This window comes from Rhizobium sp. RHZ02, assembly GCF_014851575.1.
GTDB lineage: Bacteria > Pseudomonadota > Alphaproteobacteria > Rhizobiales > Rhizobiaceae > Rhizobium > Rhizobium altiplani.
Window position 1 is genome coordinate 373,636 of the sequence record NZ_JACUZX010000001.1, and the last position, 14,958, is coordinate 388,593.

General features: G+C 61.0%; 14 protein-coding genes. 2 read left to right on the top strand and 12 right to left on the bottom strand.

What is annotated here, in order from left to right; genetic code table 11:
• Positions 1 to 7: 7 nt before the first annotated feature.
• The 8 genes from IB244_RS01755 to IB244_RS01790 form a co-directional block, all read right to left on the bottom strand.
• A complete protein-coding gene (locus tag IB244_RS01755) occupies positions 8 to 1,762 on the bottom strand; it encodes an FAD-dependent oxidoreductase (RefSeq protein ID WP_192302997.1) in 1,755 nt (584 codons plus the stop codon).
• Positions 1,755 to 2,870 (bottom strand): branched-chain amino acid ABC transporter permease, encoded by a 1,116-nt coding sequence (locus IB244_RS01760; protein WP_192302999.1) that lies wholly within the window; start codon positions 2,868 to 2,870, stop codon positions 1,755 to 1,757. Before IB244_RS01760 ends, IB244_RS01755 begins: the two co-directional genes overlap by 8 nt.
• A gap of 6 nt (positions 2,871 to 2,876) precedes the next feature.
• Positions 2,877 to 3,740 (bottom strand): branched-chain amino acid ABC transporter permease, encoded by an 864-nt coding sequence (locus IB244_RS01765; protein WP_192303001.1) that lies wholly within the window; start codon positions 3,738 to 3,740, stop codon positions 2,877 to 2,879.
• Complete coding sequence (locus IB244_RS01770) at positions 3,727 to 4,449, bottom strand: ABC transporter ATP-binding protein (protein ID WP_192241426.1); 723 nt, start codon at positions 4,447 to 4,449, stop codon at positions 3,727 to 3,729. The genes IB244_RS01765 and IB244_RS01770 overlap by 14 nt, the downstream gene beginning before the upstream one ends.
• Positions 4,449 to 5,168, bottom strand: a complete 720-nt coding sequence (locus IB244_RS01775) for an ABC transporter ATP-binding protein (protein ID WP_169682487.1) — start codon at positions 5,166 to 5,168, stop codon at positions 4,449 to 4,451. Before IB244_RS01775 ends, IB244_RS01770 begins: the two co-directional genes overlap by 1 nt.
• 129 nt (positions 5,169 to 5,297) lie before the next feature.
• The gene (locus IB244_RS01780; RefSeq protein ID WP_169682485.1) at positions 5,298 to 6,578 is read right to left on the bottom strand and encodes an ABC transporter substrate-binding protein; all 1,281 of its coding nucleotides are present in this window, start codon (positions 6,576 to 6,578) and stop codon (positions 5,298 to 5,300) included.
• 54 nt (positions 6,579 to 6,632) lie between these two features.
• A complete protein-coding gene (locus IB244_RS01785) occupies positions 6,633 to 7,694 on the bottom strand; it encodes a maleylacetate reductase (RefSeq protein WP_192303003.1) in 1,062 nt (353 codons plus the stop codon).
• Positions 7,691 to 8,566 carry a dioxygenase gene (locus IB244_RS01790; RefSeq protein ID WP_169682481.1) on the bottom strand — a complete coding sequence of 292 codons (876 nt, stop codon included), beginning with the start codon at positions 8,564 to 8,566 and terminating at the stop codon, positions 7,691 to 7,693. Before IB244_RS01790 ends, IB244_RS01785 begins: the two co-directional genes overlap by 4 nt.
• A 96-nt stretch (positions 8,567 to 8,662) precedes the next feature.
• Here IB244_RS01790 and IB244_RS01795 point away from each other — a divergent pair, with 96 nt between their 5' ends.
• Positions 8,663 to 9,613 carry a LysR family transcriptional regulator gene (locus IB244_RS01795; RefSeq protein ID WP_192303005.1) on the top strand — a complete coding sequence of 317 codons (951 nt, stop codon included), beginning with the start codon at positions 8,663 to 8,665 and terminating at the stop codon, positions 9,611 to 9,613.
• Positions 9,614 to 9,645: 32 nt separating this feature from the next.
• Here the strand turns inward: IB244_RS01795 and IB244_RS01800 are convergent, their stop codons facing one another.
• Positions 9,646 to 10,113: an NUDIX hydrolase gene (locus IB244_RS01800; protein WP_169682477.1), complete on the bottom strand. Its 468-nt coding sequence runs from the start codon at positions 10,111 to 10,113 to the stop codon at positions 9,646 to 9,648.
• 250 nt (positions 10,114 to 10,363) lie between these two features.
• On the opposite strand from IB244_RS01800, the gene IB244_RS01805 reads away from it, so the two are divergent.
• The gene (locus IB244_RS01805) at positions 10,364 to 10,954 is read left to right on the top strand and encodes a pyridoxamine 5'-phosphate oxidase family protein (protein WP_169682474.1); all 591 of its coding nucleotides are present in this window, start codon (positions 10,364 to 10,366) and stop codon (positions 10,952 to 10,954) included.
• 134 nt (positions 10,955 to 11,088) lie between these two features.
• Here IB244_RS01805 and IB244_RS01810 read toward each other — a convergent pair whose 3' ends face one another.
• The 3 genes from IB244_RS01810 to IB244_RS01820 are packed head-to-tail and all read right to left on the bottom strand — an operon-like array spanning position 11,089 to position 14,603.
• A complete protein-coding gene (locus IB244_RS01810; protein ID WP_169682472.1) occupies positions 11,089 to 11,436 on the bottom strand; it encodes a hypothetical protein in 348 nt (115 codons plus the stop codon).
• A gap of 48 nt (positions 11,437 to 11,484) precedes the next feature.
• Positions 11,485 to 12,168 (bottom strand): hypothetical protein, encoded by a 684-nt coding sequence (locus IB244_RS01815; protein ID WP_169682470.1) that lies wholly within the window; start codon positions 12,166 to 12,168, stop codon positions 11,485 to 11,487.
• On the bottom strand, positions 12,165 to 14,603 hold the full coding sequence (locus IB244_RS01820) for an arylsulfatase (protein WP_169682468.1): 2,439 nt from the start codon (positions 14,601 to 14,603) through the stop codon (positions 12,165 to 12,167). Before IB244_RS01820 ends, IB244_RS01815 begins: the two co-directional genes overlap by 4 nt.
• Between the last annotated feature and the right edge of the window lie 355 nt (positions 14,604 to 14,958).

The following is a 14,958-nucleotide window of genomic DNA, read 5'->3' on the forward strand; positions in this document are numbered from 1 at the left end:
GATCACCTCACCGATCCAGGATGGTCTTCAACACGCGGCGCAGGGCGCCTTCGGGATCGGCGACCGCCGCATCTGCGCGCCAGGCAACATGGTGATCCGGCCGCACGAACACAGCACCGGAATCGCGGACCTCGCGGATGCGGGCCCAGTCACCGGTCAGATCCTGCCATGCCTGCCGTGGGCCTATCTTGTGAACGGTGATCGGCAGGCCGAATTCCTTCGACAATGCCTTTGCCGCCGCCACCCAGCCATCGCCGCCGATGCCGGTCAGGATGGTGAAGACGCCGTGGCCGGTGAGATCAAGGCTCGACACCTTGCCACCATCGGCACCAAACAGCCAGGCATGTGGCAACCGGGCGCCGGGCCATGTCGTCTGCTGGAAATGCAACTCGGCGTCCTTCCCGAAGGCCGGTTCCGGTTGGCCATCCTTGACGACAGCAGTCGAGTCATAGCGGTGGTTCATCTCGACACCATGGGCATCGAATTCATAGACCTTGTAGGCGATTGCCTCGCGGATTGCGGCGCGCTGGCGCTCGGCCTCGGCGGTGTCGTCGCAGCGCGCATCCATGTTTTGCTGCATCTTCACCGGATCAACGGAATCGAGCAGGCCAAGCGCCTTGAAGATTGGACCGAATTCCTCAATCGACTTGTTGGCGCGGGTGACGATCTGCCTGGCGACCGGCGCACGCTCCGCCTGATAGCTGTCGAGCAGTCCCATTCCGGCCTGCCCCTTGATGACCATGGCGAGCTTCCAGGCGAGGTTGAAACCGTCCTGGATCGAGGTGTTGGAACCGAGACCATTCGACGGCGGATGGCGATGGGCGGCATCGCCCATGCAGAAGACGCGGCCATTCGAAAGCGTCGTCGCATACATGTTGTTGACCGTCCAGGTGGAGACCGACTTGATCTTGGGCTGGAGGTCGGCAACGCCCGTCAGCTCGCGCACAACTTTGGTCGCGAAGGCCTCGTCGACCTCAGGCGCCGGCTGGTTGATGTCATAACCCCAGACGATCAGCCATTCGTTCCACGGCCGCACCATGCGCACGAGCCCCATGCCGATGCCGCCGACATCCGCGCCCGGCTGCAGCACCCAGTAAAGTACCGAGGGACGATGGGCGACATGGCGGGAAAGATCGGCCTCGAACAGGATGTTCATCGAGCCGGCGACACCCATCTTTCCTTCGAAGGAGAGACCCGCATGTTCGGCGACCTTGGAGTTGCCGCCATCGGCACCGATCAGGAATTTTGAGCGGATGGTGATTTCCTTGCCGGTCAACCGGTCGAGACAGGTGGTGGTGACGCCCTCGGTATCCTGCACATGGTTCAGATACTGGGTTGACATGCGCGACTGCGCGCCACGCGAACAGGCCGTCTTGAAGAGCAGCGGCTCCATATAGGTCTGCGGCAGGTCGTTCATGCGCCCGGGCGAGGACAGGATATGCTCGGCACGCGAGAGCGGATGGTTGCCCCAGCTCTGCATGCGGCCAATCTCCTCCCCCGCAACGGCGGTGCAGAACACGTTCTGGCCCATCAGATCCTGCTCGGTCGCGAACATGTAGGCCTCATCTTCCACGTCGCGGCCGAGATCACGAAGAACCTCCATGGTGCGCTGGTTGGTGATGTGCGCGCGCGGCGTGTTTGCCAGCCAGCGGTAGCGGTTGACCACCAGCGGCTCGAGCCCATAGCTAGCAAGCAGCGCGGCTGTCGCCGAGCCCGCGGGTCCCGTTCCAATGATCAAAACGTCGGTGGTGATGTCAGCCATTCGGCCCTCCCTTGTCATCCTGTCTGAGTGGTCCGCCCTTCAGCAGGCGGCGGACCGGAAAGAGTTGCCAACCGGTGCGGTCGCAGATCAGCCCCCAGAGCCCCCTGGGCGCAAAAAGCATGGTGACGATGGCCAGCCCACCAAGCGCCATCAGATACCAGGAGCCGTAGTTCGAAAAGGCATTCTGCAGCAGAAAGAAGATGATGACGCCGAGGATCGGACCTTCGATCGTGCCGATGCCACCGATAACAACGATGAAGACGACATAGGCCGTCCAATCGGTGAGCGAGAAGGCGGCATCGGGCGAAATCCGCGCCTTCTGCAGGTAGATGAGCGCGCCGACGATGCCGGTGAGAAACGCCGTCAGCAGGTAGATCGCAGTCTTGAGCTTCCGCGCATCGACGCCGAGCGCTCGGGCCGCCGTTTCGTTGTCGCGCACGGCCGCGAGCCCGAGGCCCTGCTTGGAGCGCAGCAACTTGTAAACGAAGGCGATCGTCAGCGCCGCGAGCGCCAACGCCAACCAGTATGCTAGCGCGTCGGCAGCCGCGGACGCGCGCATGCCGAACCAGTCCTGAAGCAGCGAGATGCCGAGCATCTCCCGTGTCGCTTCGCGTGGCAGCGAGGTGCCAGTGCCGCCGCCGAGCATCTTCCACTGCGCAAAAAGCAGCCGCCCGACTTCTGCGATGACCCAGGTGCCTATCGCAAAATAGGGACCATAAAGCCGGAAGGCGAAGAAGGCCGTGGGTACGGCGATGATCATGGCGAAGAAACCGGCAAGCGGGATGGCGAGGATGGGATCGAGACCCGCAAGGATCACCAGGCCGAACAGAGCATAGGCACCACACCCGACAAAGAGCTGCTGACCGACGGAGATCAGACCCGCATAGCCGGCAGGCAGGTTCCAGTTCTGCGCCAGCGCCAGCATGGTGAGAATGAAGAACAGATCCTGAATCACCCCGCGCGAGACAAGGAAGGGAGCCGCCGTCAGCGCCACGACCGCTACGAGGGAAATGACGGCGAATATGGTGGAAAGCCGTGTGCGCGTTTCCACCCGCCAGCCCGCGGGCGCTTCGATCTCGGTCGTCATCGTTTCAAGACCTGGGGTCATGGCGTCTCAGTCCGCTGCTCGGGGAAACAGGCCGCGCGGCCGGAAGAGAAGCACGAGAAGGAAGGCGATATGCCCGACAAGGATCTGCCATTCCGGATTGATAGCCGCGCCGACGGTCTGAGCGACACCGAGGATGATGCCACCGGCAAGCGTGCCCCAGAGTGACCCAAGCCCGCCGATGATGACAGCCTCGAAGGCGTAGATCAGCCGCGCCGGCCCCGCCGTCGGGTCAAAATTCGCGCGCGTGCCGAGATAGAGCGCCGCGATCGTAACGATCACCATCGCAAGCCCGGTGGCGATGGCGAAGATCGAGTTCGGCCGGATACCCATGAGACTTGCGGTCACTACGTCATCGGAGGTGGCGCGGAAGGCGCGCCCAAGCGCTGTGCGATAGATCAGCTGGTTGAGCGCGACAATGACCAATATCGCGGACGCGAAGGTGATCAGCGGCATCACACCGGCACTGATGTTGCCGAGACTGACAGACGCCGTTTCCAACGCACCGGCCGAGATGCGGCGGCTATCGGCGGTGAACCCTTCCAGGAGGCCGTTCTGGACGACGATCGACAGGCCGAAGGTGACGAGCAGCGGCGGCAGGATATCCTTGCCCAGAGTGCGGTTCAGCAGGTGATATTGCAGCACCCAGCCGAGGGCGAACATCAGCGGGGCTGCAACAACGGCGGCGACGAAGGGATCGAGCCCGAGCGTGGAGACGATCACAAGGATGAGGAAGGCCGCGAGCACGATAAGGTCGCCGTGGGCCAGATTGACGAGGCGCATAATGCCGAAAACAAGGCTCAGGCCCGCGGCAAAAAGGGCATAAAGGCCGCCGAGCAGCACACCCTGCAGAAGCGTATCAATGAAGCTCATTGGGCTCTGCTCCGAAATAGGCCGCATGGATATCGGCGCGATCGAACTCCGCAGGTTGACCGGACAGCGTAACGCGGCCCTCCATCATGCAATAGACGCGGTCGGCAACCTTCAACGCCTGGGCGATATCCTGCTCGACGATGATGATGGCAGCGCCCGCGGCACTAATCTTGGAGAAGGCGGCGTAGATATCCTTGATGACGACGGGCGCAAGACCGAGGCTCAGCTCGTCGCAAAGCAGGATATCCGGGTTCGACATCAGCGCCCGGCCGATTGCCACCATCTGCTGCTGGCCGCCAGACAGCGCGGTCGCCGGATTGCGTCGGCGCTCTTTCAGGATTGGAAAAAGCCGGTAGATGCTGTCGAGGGTCCAGGGACCGTCCACCGAGCGGCCGTAAGCGCCGACCTGCAGGTTTTCCTCGACGGTGAGAGAGGAAAACAGCTTTCGTCCCTCCGGCACCAGCGCGATGCCGCGGCGCACGACATCGGGGGCGGCAAGCGCGCCGATCGGCTCGCCGCGATGCAGGATCATCTCGGCGCGATTGGTGATGATGCCCGCGATCGAGCGCATCAGGGTCGATTTACCGGCGCCGTTTGCGCCAATCACGGCGACGGTCTCACCGGCGTCGAGCCTGATATCGACACCGAAGATTGCCTGGAAATCGCCATAGAAGGCAGTGAGGGCTCGGGTTTCGACGAGGCTTGGCATCAGACCTCCATTCCCAGATAGATTTCGCGTACTTCGCTGGAGGCCATGATCGTCTCCGGATCGCCGACCCCGATCACCCGGCCAAAATTCAACACGAGGATGCGCTCGGCGACTGCGGTCAAGGCGTGCAGCACATGCTCGATCCAGATGACGGCGATGCCGCGCTGATGCACGCGCTTGATGGTGGCAACCAGCTGGCGGCATTCGCCCTCGGTCAGCCCGCCGGCGATTTCATCGAGCAGCAAAAGCTTCGGCTTTGTGGCGAGCGCGCGGGCAAGCTCCAGCCGCTTGCGTTCAAGGAGGGTAAGCGAGCCCGCGGGCATGTTGGCCTTGGCAATCAGACCGGTTTCCACGAGAATATCAGCGCAAAGACCGGCGACCTCGCTTTCCCTCGCCTGCGCACCAAAAGCGCCAGCGACAAGAAGGTTTTCATAAACAGTCAACTGATCGAAAGGCTGCGGGATCTGGAAAGTACGGCCCATGCCGGCCAGGCAGCGCTGCATCGGGGGCTGACGGGTGACGTCACGGCCATCGAAGTGGATGGAGCCGGTCGCGACGGAAAGATTGCCGCTGATCAGATTGAAGAGGGTCGATTTGCCGGCGCCATTCGGCCCAATGACGCCGAGCGCCTCGCCCGGCTCCACGCAAAAGCCGATGTTTTCGGCAACGACGAGCGCGCCGAAGGATTTTGATACAGCGTTGAGTTCGAGTATGGGCATCACGTTCTCGGTTCTTTATGTGGCTTTCCGGGAAAACCCCTTATCCGGCCTGACGGGCCACCTCTCCCCGCGCGGGGAGAGGCAAGAGCAAATCCAAAAATTCCGGTTCCCCTCCTCCCCGAGAAGAGCCTAGGCCAATGCCTCCAGCTTGCCGCCCAGCGGCACATTCGGCGCCAGGCTGTTTTCGACAACCACGAGATCATACCCGCCGCCCGATTTCAGTCGCCACTGGCCGCCGACCAGCGGCGTCTTGGCAATATTCTTCTGGACAAAAGGCGGCAGCTTGTCGCTGCCCCAGGCAACTGGACCAACGAGTGTATCGAGCTTGGTCTCGCCGATGGCCTTGGCCACCGCACCGCCATCGCCCACGTCCTCGGCGCGCTTCATCACATCGACCGCTAGCTCGAACAGGGCGTGGGCAAAGCCGATCGGCTGCGTCCAGGGACGTCCCGTCGCCTTGGTGAAGGCCTCTGCAACGGTCGCAGCCGTTTCGCCCGTCAGCGACGACTTGAACGGATGGCTCGGCGTCCACCAGACTTCGGTCGACAGGTTGTGACCGGCATCGCCCAGCGCCTCCACCGTTTGCGGGAAGAGAAGCGCCTTGCCGATCGAAGCGATCTTCGGCTTCAGGCCCTGCTGCTTGGCCTGGTTCCAGAAAGTGGTGAGATCAGGCGGGATCATCACGCCGGTCAGGATATCGGTTCCGGCCTGCTTGAAGGCATTGATCTGTGCGGAAAAATCGTCCGTTAGGTTCTGGTAGCGGCCGGTATCGGTCAGCCCATAGCCGAGCTTTTCCAAGACGGGCGGGAAGCCTACCACCTTGTCGCCCCAGGCATTGCCGTCGCCATCGTTCGGGAAGAGGCCGCCGACCTTCTTGTTGGTCTCTATCTGGCCCCACATGCCGGTGAAGACGGCGATGATATCCTCGAGCCCCCAGAAGAAGTGGTAGGCATAGTTGAACGGCTTCCATGAGGCCGGGTCGCCGGGATTGCCCTGCTGGCCGATGAACCAGGGCTGCCAGGGCGCGACGGTCGAGATGCAGGGCATCTCCTCGGCCTCGCAAGTGGTCGAGACCGGGTTTGTCGTTTCCGGGGTCGAGGAGACCAGCATGAGGTTGATCTCGGTGTCGACGATCAGTTCCTTTGCCACTTCCGCCGCACGGTTGGGGTTGGACTGGCTGTCCTTTACCACCACCTCGTAATTGAGGCCCATACCCTTGGTCGTTGCCAGGAAGGCATCTATGACGAACTTGTCGGCTTCGCCGAAGGCGGCGAGCGGGCCGGTCTGCGGGCTGACATAGCCGAGCTTGATCGCAACGTTCTGGGCGATCGCCGGGGCGGCAAGGCCCGATGTGGCGAGAACGGCCCCGCCGGCGGCCGTCGTCTTCAGAAAATCGCGTCTGGTAAACATGCTTCCTCCCATTGTCCTCTCCTCCCAAAGAGCGCGCAAAGCGGCATGCAAATATCACTCTGTCGGCCGCCTCCCCTCGAAGGCGTCCTGCAACAAGGCCCGGATCGACGTCTTGTCGATCGGCCGTGGATTCCAGTAGGGATTTTCGACCGCAATTGACGCGGCGCGATCAAGATCGGCCGCGCTCAACCCGAGTTCCTTCAAGGACAACGGCGCACCGATCGCCTTTGCGAAATCCCAGAGCCCGCCACCGATCGATCCGCCGAAAATCTCCGCAGCTGGGGCAAGTTCCAAAGCGGCTGCAGTGGCGTTGAAGGCGACTGTATGTGGCAGCATGACCGCGTGGGTTTCTGCATGCGGCGTATCGAACGAGCCGCCGAGCGTGTGGCAGATCTTGTGGTGCAGCGCCATGCCGACCGTGCCAAGCACCGTGCCGCAGAGCCAGGCACCATAGAGCGCGTCGCTGCGGGCTTTTACATCGCGAGGTGCGTTGACGATCTCCGGCAAGCTGCGGGCAAGGGCGCGCAGGCCCTCCAGCGCCATCAGCGTCGAGATCGGATTGCGGTCCTGCGCATAAAGTCCTTCCATTGCATGGGCCATGGCATTGAGCCCGCTGGTGATGCTCATGGCGACCGGCAGGCCGAGGGTCAGTGCCGGATCGTAAATGACGACCTCCGGCAGGATTTTCGCATCGCGTATCGTCGTCTTGCGGCCGGCTTCCGTCTGGCCGAGGATCGGCGTGACCTCCGAACCGGCGTAGGTGGTCGGTACGACGATCTGCGGAAGGTCGGTTCGATAGGCGATCGCCTTGCCGAGGCCGGTGGTGGATCCGCCACCGAGAGAGACGACACAATCCGCCAGCGTCTCAGCCGCCACCTTCACCGCTGCTTCCGTCACATCGACCGGAGTGTGCATGGTGGCACCCGAAAACACGCCGCAGGCAAGGTTGCCGATCTCACGGGCCAGAGCCTCGGCATCCGCCCTCTGTTGCGGGGTCGAGAGAATGAGTGCCCGCCTGCAGCCGGTTTTCTCGATCCACCGGCCCACCTGGCTTCTCGCGCCTTCACCAAAGATGATGCGGGCCGGGCTGCCGGCATAGGAAAAGGGTTGGGTCATGACACCCTCCCCGGCTTGGCGCGAACCATGACAAAGGTGAGGTCTGCGGCCTTGCCGTGCCTACCATCGACGTCGGCGGGCTCGAAACGGGAAACAAGTTCCGGCCGCACGCCGAACAGCGCATCCTCGGAAAGATGCGGGTCGCTGGCATCATAAATATGGGTGGTGATCGTCTCGAATCCCTTGGCGCGGATGACAAAATGCAGGTGCGCCGGGCGGCGCAGCGGATAGCCGGTATCGGCAAAAAGTCTCCCGACCGGACCATCATCCGGTACACCGTAGCCCGAGGGCACGACAGAACGGTAGTCAAAGTGGCCCTGCGCATCCGTGTGGAACAGGCCGCGTAGATTGTGTTCGGGCTGAAGGTCGGGCTGCTGGTTCTCGTAAAATCCCTCGGAATTGGCCTGCCAGGTCACGACCTCGGCGCCGCCGATCGGCAGCCCATCGAGATCATTCACCCGTACCGAGACGGCGAGCGGCTCCCCGATGCCATCGAGCGAGATGGAGGATCCGCAGGCGCGCTCCGGTGTGTCGTTGCGAAAGAATGGGCCGCGAATGGTGTTCGGCGTTGCGCCTTTCGGCCGGCGGGTGTTGATCTCTTCCACCAGCGCGGAGGCGCCGATGAGGTCGGAGAGCAGCACCCATTCCTGGCGGCGCTCATCCGACGCGTGCCCGACCTCCGTCAGGAAGGTGATGACCTTGCGCCACTCGTCCTGGGTCGGGCGGAACTGTTTGATGAGATCGTGCACATGGGTTACGGCGGCAGCGATCAGCCGCGGCAGATTGCTGTCTGGACCAGTAGAAAAACGCTCGGCGAAGGCTTCCGACGATGTCGCTTCGCTGAATGTGAGCGCTTTGGCACCCAACGACATGCTCCACCTCCCCATTCCGCCGTCTGATAAATCCATCATAACAACCGGAAGCGGATGGATTGATGATTTTGCTTCAGCTCAATATAACAGATCGTTATGAAGATCGATGAACGTCACCTGATCCAGCTTGCTGCCGTCGTCAAGACTGGCGGCGTGACGGAGGGCGCGGCCCTGCTCGGGCTCGCCCAGCCAGCCGTATCGCGCACACTTTCCATGCTGGAAAAACGCGTCGGCGAACCGCTGTTCATCAAAGGCCGGCGACCGCTGCAGCCGACGCCCTTCGGCCTGGCACTGGCAGAGCATGGCTTCGTCATGCTGGCCGCCTCCCGCAAGGCTTCCGATCTCCTTGAAAGCTTCCGAGTTGGCAAGAGCGGCGTCGTGCGCGTCGGCGGTACGCCGTTCTTCATGGATGCCCTGATCGCCGGGCTCTGCGCAGAATTCCAGGCACACCATCCCGATGTGCGCATAGATCAAAGCTACGGCTATTTCCCAGATCTGCGCGCCGCATTGAAAGCCGACCAGATCGACCTTGCCATCTGCCCGATCGACATTCTCGACGAGGGCTCCGGGCTGGAATTCCAGCAAATCCTGCCCGGCCGCAACGTCATTGCCTGCCGCGTGACGCATCCGCTGCTCTTGAAACGCCGGCCGCAGCCGAGCCATCTGCTTGATTATCCCTGGATCGCCCCGCCGCCCGGAAGTCCACTGATGACGGACCTTCGCGCGCTGCTGCTCTCCTTCGGCGCGACCGAGATCAAGATCCGCTATTCAGGCGGGTCGCTTATGGCAGTGATCAACTATCTGAAATCGGCAGATGCGCTGACCGTGATGCCGCACAGCGTCGTTTTCGCGCAACGCAAGGAAAAGACGATCACTGCCCTGCCCGTGAACATTCCCCACCCGGAGCGGGCGCTGGCGATCCTGAAGAGGACGGACGCCCCAAGGACGCCCGCCGTCGAACAATTCGCCTCCTTCATCCGAACCGGCTTTCAGGATCTCCGCCACCTCATCAAGCGCCATGAAGAGGCTGTCATCTGGGGGCTTTGAACAGCTTTGCATTACCCGCCGAAACAAGGCTCCTAAACTTTGGTGTGGCAGTCAGTGACAGAAAGGGCGATCGAAATCAGACGGCGCAAGTCCGGATGGGCAACCTCATTCGCCGCAATCGATGCGGGTAGCCAACGTAGGATGCGTTGACCCTTCTCGGGAAAATCGTCGAAGGTCGTGGTAACGCGAATGCGATACAAGCGAACACGAAAGATCGAAGAGGTTCCGGATTTTTGGTAACTGAAGGATCCAACCGGATCTCTCGTCACGATGCCACGAACGCCTGCCTCCTCAAAAGCTTCGCGCACGGCACCCTCGGATGCAGTCTCCCCAGATTCCATGTGCCCTTTGGGAATACCCCAGTCTCCGGTACGACGGCTGGAAATAAGCAAGACCTCAGGCTCGCCACCAGACTCAACCTGGCGAAAGCACAGTGCGCCTGCCTGTTCGACCGTATCTTCAGGGGAGCTGCCAAGCGCCGGTCGGAGTGGAGTTGTCATCAATATGTTGCGTCCTGACAAAAAGAGCGCCGGTGATCTCGGTCATGTCGAATCAGCTCGCGCCATTTATGACAGTTCCATTACGAACTGTCTGCCGGCCACGATCTCAAAAGCCATTGAGGCGCGTCTTCGAAGACATAATTTTTCTACCGACAATCACGCGAAGAACTGTTTTCTTCTCGGATCACAGGCGCGCTATTAAAGGATAGAGCGAGCATGAGCCCCCAAGGTTCTGGCAGGAGCCAATAATTTGGATATCGAAGAAGAAGCAAGCCTGCTCGAGGTGGAAGCATCGGCGTGGAGCGAACTTGAGAAAGGTGCCCTCAGTCCAGAGTCAAGTTTCAGGCAGGTGAGCCTGTGTTCGGTCGACACATCGTTGCGGCCGCAAGCACGCATGGTCGTGCTGCGAAAGGCAGACAGACGTGGCCGCCTCTTGGAGTTCCATACCGACATTCGAAGCCGAAAGTGGAGCGAGATAAAATCAAATGCCTGTGTCACGGTTCTTGGATTCTGCAGCCGAACCAGATTGCAGCTTCGTCTAAAGGGGACGGCGACGCTTCATGGACCTTTCAGTGAGCAGGCAGAGGAGGCTTGGACAAAGCTGTCGGAGTGGACCCGTAGAACCTATACAGGTGGACCGCCCGGAGACGCATTGGGCAATGACACACAAGTGCCCATGGCTGCATCAGGCGACACCACCGGGAAAGCGGTTTTCGGAATACTGACCTTCCAGGTCGAAACATTGGATTGGTTCATGTTGGAGCGGGACAATAACCGAAGGGCCGAGTTTATCTACAATAACACGGGCGTACTGGTGTCCGCTCGCTCGATCAATCCTTGAGTAGCCGGTCGAGAATTTGCTTGAAGAAACGGACATATGCGACTGTAAACATGCCGACTGAGCCGAACCCGCCACGACCGTGGGTCGAGATGGTCGCATTCAAATACCGCTTGGCCAGACTGTCGCGGCGAAACTCACTTGATCGCACCGCCCCACCAGATACGTGCCAGCAAAAGCGAAAGGACAGCATGCAGGACCACAGCTGGCCAAAGCAGAATACCGGTCATTCCGTGAGCTAAACCGAGATAGGCGAGATAGAAGGTCACAAGGATACTGTAAGAGAGCATGCCCTCAAGGGGTTTGCTCCGCCAACAGGCGATCCCCAGTCCGATCAGCGCGATGCCGGCGACACGCGCGGCGGCCGCCGCCACGCCGACCAGGGCCTCCCCAAGCAGAAGTTCACCGACGAGCGCGGGAATGGCGACCAGCGCCAGGCCAGTCACAATTTCACCGATGGCCGCGACAGCCAGTGCCCTGTTCATCACGCCGATCCTCCTCTCGGACAGCTGGGTCACGAGGACGTGGCAACACTAGCACGGTGGCAGCGGATAGTATCCGCAGGCTGGCGGCGGGTAGTAGGGCCGGTAATAGGGACGGTCGTAGGCGGCCGCGGCCGCACCAGCGGCAGCCGCTCCGTACCATGCTCCCCGATAAGCAGTTCGTCGTGCCACACCCGCAAACGATCGCGGGGTCCTCGGCATGCCAATAATGTCGATGAAAATCGATGCCGGGCCATCTGCCTTGGCGAGGCTGCCCTCCAGTATATCCACTTTGAACGTCAGGTTCGCGCCCTCGAGCTTCGGTTCCTTCAAGACGACGACGGCGTCCTCAACGCTCGACGCGTCCTTGTTCAGCACCGAGACGGTGGCGTTTGGCGGATCCTTCTCGAAGCTTCCGCCCTGAGCCCACTCTTCCAGCAAGTGCGTGGTCAGCGCATGTCCGGCGGAGCGCACCGGTCGGTCGGCGAACAGGATCGAGTTGTTGGAAATGCTCGTCAGCGTCAGCGTGTCGCCCTTTAAGGTCGCACCATCGGAGTTCATTACGATAAGCGACGGAACCAGTTCCGTCTTCTGCGTGCTCGAGGTGCCAATGGACTTCGTCGCTGGCGCGGTGATGGCATCCTCGGCGATCGACGTCGACGACGTCAGAATGCCGAGGTTCGCGGCTACACCAAGGGTGATGCCAAGGGTGATGATCGTGTGCTTGAGGCTCATTGGTTGCTTCTCCCGAGCTCAAAGGTCAGCTTGTCGATCTTGCCGGTGAACTTGAATGGTGTGTCGTAGCGATATTCCAAGAGCGCCACGCCTGTGCGCGTATCAAGGCCGACGTCGAAGGTCTCGTCCTCGGGAAAAGTCACCGGAATGCCATGTTCCAGGGAGTTGCGGGCCACCTCCTTTCCGTCGACGGAGAGGACGCCCATGCCGCCTGTACCGAGATTGGTGCCGTCCGCCTTGTAGTCAAAGGTGACCCGGTGTTTGCCTACTTCCAGTTCGGGGCCTTCCCACATGGTCCGCTTGAGGTCGAGCAAGTTGTAGAGGAAGACCACCCTGCCCCGGCCAACGCCGAAATCGCCCTTGCTCAGGAACAGGCCGTAGCCGCCGAAGCGGCCGCCTTCCGTGACGATCATGCCCTCCGCACCGCCCTCGGGAATATCGACATCGGCGGTGATTGTGTAGGATTTGTTCATGATGTCGGGGGCCGCACTCGCTGGCACGCCGCTCAGTTCTCCGGAATAGCTGAATTCCGTTCGACCGGCCGTGAGGTTCGGGCGTGGCGTATTCCAGCGGGTAAGCGTCGAGTTGTCGAGCGGCAGCACGTTGTACTTCTTTGCCTCGGAGTAGAAGAGGTCCTGCATCTGTTTCAGCTTGTCGGGCGAGGCTGACGCCAGATCGTTGGCCTCTGTCGGATCATCGACGACATTGTAGAGTTCCCAGTTGTAGCCGGTAATCACATCAGGCGGCGTCTTGGTGCTGAGTTCCCATGGCAGCGTGGCCGGCGTCGTCGCCGCCACCCAGCCGTCGTGATAGATGGCGCGGTTGCCGAGCATCTCGAAATATTGGGTCTCGTGCCGTGTCGGAGTATTCGCGTTGGCCTTGTCCCAGGTGTAGACCATGCTGACACCCTCGATCGGACTCTGTGGAATGCCATTGATCATGTCCGGCGCCGAAATGCCTGATGCCTCGAGTATGGTCGGCACGATATCGATCACGTGGTGGAACTGACGGCGCACGCCGCCGGCGTCGGTGATATGGCCGGGCCACGACATGACGACGCCCTGCGAGGTTCCCCCGAAATGCGAGGGCACCTGCTTGACCCACTTGAACGGTGTATCCATCGCCCAGGCCCACCCGGCCGCATAGTGCGGGAAGGTTCGCTCCGAGCCCCAGAAGGGATACCAGAGGAACTGGTCCTTGACCGGCACCGAGACACCGTTGAAGGTCGTGAACTCGTTCGGAGTGCCGTTGACCATGCCCTCCGCGCTCGCCCCATTGTCGCCGCCGATATAGATGATCAACGTGTTGTCGAGTTCGCCGAGGTCATCGACCGCCTGGACGACGCGCCCAATCTCGTGGTCGGCATAGGCAAGATAGGCGCCGTAGATATCCGCTTGACGGATGAACAGCTTCTTCTCATCGAAACTCAAGGAATCCCATTGCGGCAGGCCGTCCGGCCAAGGGGTCAGCCTGGCATCCTGAGGCATGATGCCGAGCCGCTTCTGGTTGGCGAAGATCGTCTCCCGCACCTTGTTCCAGCCGTCGTCGAACAAATGCATGTCACTGATCTTCTTGATCCATTCTGGCGTCGGATGATGAGGCGCGTGGGTTGCGCCCGGCACGTAGTAGACGAGCCATGGCTTACCGGGGGCAATCTCCTTCAATTGCTTGATGTATCCGATCGCTTCATCGGCCATTGCCGTCTCGAGGTTCCAGCCCGGATTGCCTTCGAAAGGGTAGATGGCTGTGGTGTTGCGATACAGGTTCGGTTGCCACTGGCTAGCATCGCCACCGACGAAGCCGTAGAAGTAGTCGAAGCCCATGCCGTTCGGCCACTGGTTGAAGGGTCCCGCCTGGCTCGACTGATAGGACGGCGTATTGTGGTTCTTGCCGAACCACGACGTGGCATAACCGTTTTCCTTCAGGATGGTGCCGATGGTGCCCTTCTCGATCGGGATAATGGAATCGTAGCCGGGATACCCCGTCGCGATTTCACCCACGACCCCGAAGCCGACCGAATGATGGTTGCGTCCGGTGATCAGCGCAGCCCTCGTCGGCGAACAGAGCGACGTGGAGTGGAAATTCGTGAAGCGCAGCCCTTCCTTCGCGATGCGATCCATCGCGGGCGTAGGGATCACCCCACCAAAGGTGCTCGGTGCACCGAACCCCTGATCGTCCGTCATGATGAGCAGCACGTTGGGCGCCCCTTTTGGTGGCACGATGCGCGGGGCCCACCATGGTGTCGATTCCGACGCCTTCTGCTTTATTGCGCCGCCAAAATTCGGATCGGGCGAGGGAAGTTGTTTTCCGGTAATGGTGGTGGTGGCTCCGGGAGACCCTGGCGTACCCGTTACCTGTTGAGCCCAAGCCCATCCTGGGACACAACCAAGGGCTAGGAAGCCCGCACCCGCAAGCATGCTCCGGCCAATTTTCATGACGCCCCCCTGCCGCAAACATCGCAAGGCACGATTATAAATTAGAGGTTGCTAATTTGCATCAATTAATTCGTGCGCCAAGGGCCGCGAACCCATTGGGATCCATAGCTCCGAGGACTTGATACCGGTTATCTTGGGCTAATAAGTTGACAGAATAGGGAACCCTTGATTTCGCTGAAACGGTCAACGAATTTTTCTTGAACTGACGGCGAATTGTTTGGGGACGCCGCCGAAAGAAGCGCTAATCCGCCGACGAACAAGAACGACAAATGTTGACACTTTGGCCAAGGGGAGAATGGCCCAGCGCCGCGATACAAATGGCGTGAGACATGGCCGGGAGTAGGCCATGAGGACT

Excerpts from the sequence above, each read along its gene's own strand:
- IB244_RS01760 (WP_192302999.1), bottom strand. The coding sequence starts at position 2,870 with ATGACCCCAGGTCTTGAAACGATGACGACCGAGATCGAAGCGCCCGCG.
- IB244_RS01775 (WP_169682487.1), bottom strand. The coding sequence starts at position 5,168 with ATGCCCATACTCGAACTCAACGCTGTATCAAAATCCTTCGGCGCGCTC.
- IB244_RS01790 (WP_169682481.1), bottom strand. The coding sequence starts at position 8,566 with ATGTCGTTGGGTGCCAAAGCGCTCACATTCAGCGAAGCGACATCGTCG.
- IB244_RS01765 (WP_192303001.1), bottom strand. The coding sequence starts at position 3,740 with ATGAGCTTCATTGATACGCTTCTGCAGGGTGTGCTGCTCGGCGGCCTT.
- IB244_RS01810 (WP_169682472.1), bottom strand. The coding sequence starts at position 11,436 with ATGAACAGGGCACTGGCTGTCGCGGCCATCGGTGAAATTGTGACTGGC.
- IB244_RS01795 (WP_192303005.1), top strand. The coding sequence starts at position 8,663 with ATGAAGATCGATGAACGTCACCTGATCCAGCTTGCTGCCGTCGTCAAG.
- IB244_RS01780 (WP_169682485.1), bottom strand. The coding sequence starts at position 6,578 with ATGTTTACCAGACGCGATTTTCTGAAGACGACGGCCGCCGGCGGGGCC.
- IB244_RS01770 (WP_192241426.1), bottom strand. The coding sequence starts at position 4,449 with ATGCCAAGCCTCGTCGAAACCCGAGCCCTCACTGCCTTCTATGGCGAT.
- IB244_RS01785 (WP_192303003.1), bottom strand. The coding sequence starts at position 7,694 with ATGACCCAACCCTTTTCCTATGCCGGCAGCCCGGCCCGCATCATCTTT.
- IB244_RS01815 (WP_169682470.1), bottom strand. The coding sequence starts at position 12,168 with ATGAGCCTCAAGCACACGATCATCACCCTTGGCATCACCCTTGGTGTA.
- IB244_RS01755 (WP_192302997.1), bottom strand. The coding sequence starts at position 1,762 with ATGGCTGACATCACCACCGACGTTTTGATCATTGGAACGGGACCCGCG.
- IB244_RS01820 (WP_169682468.1), bottom strand. The coding sequence starts at position 14,603 with ATGAAAATTGGCCGGAGCATGCTTGCGGGTGCGGGCTTCCTAGCCCTT.
- IB244_RS01800 (WP_169682477.1), bottom strand. The coding sequence starts at position 10,113 with ATGACAACTCCACTCCGACCGGCGCTTGGCAGCTCCCCTGAAGATACG.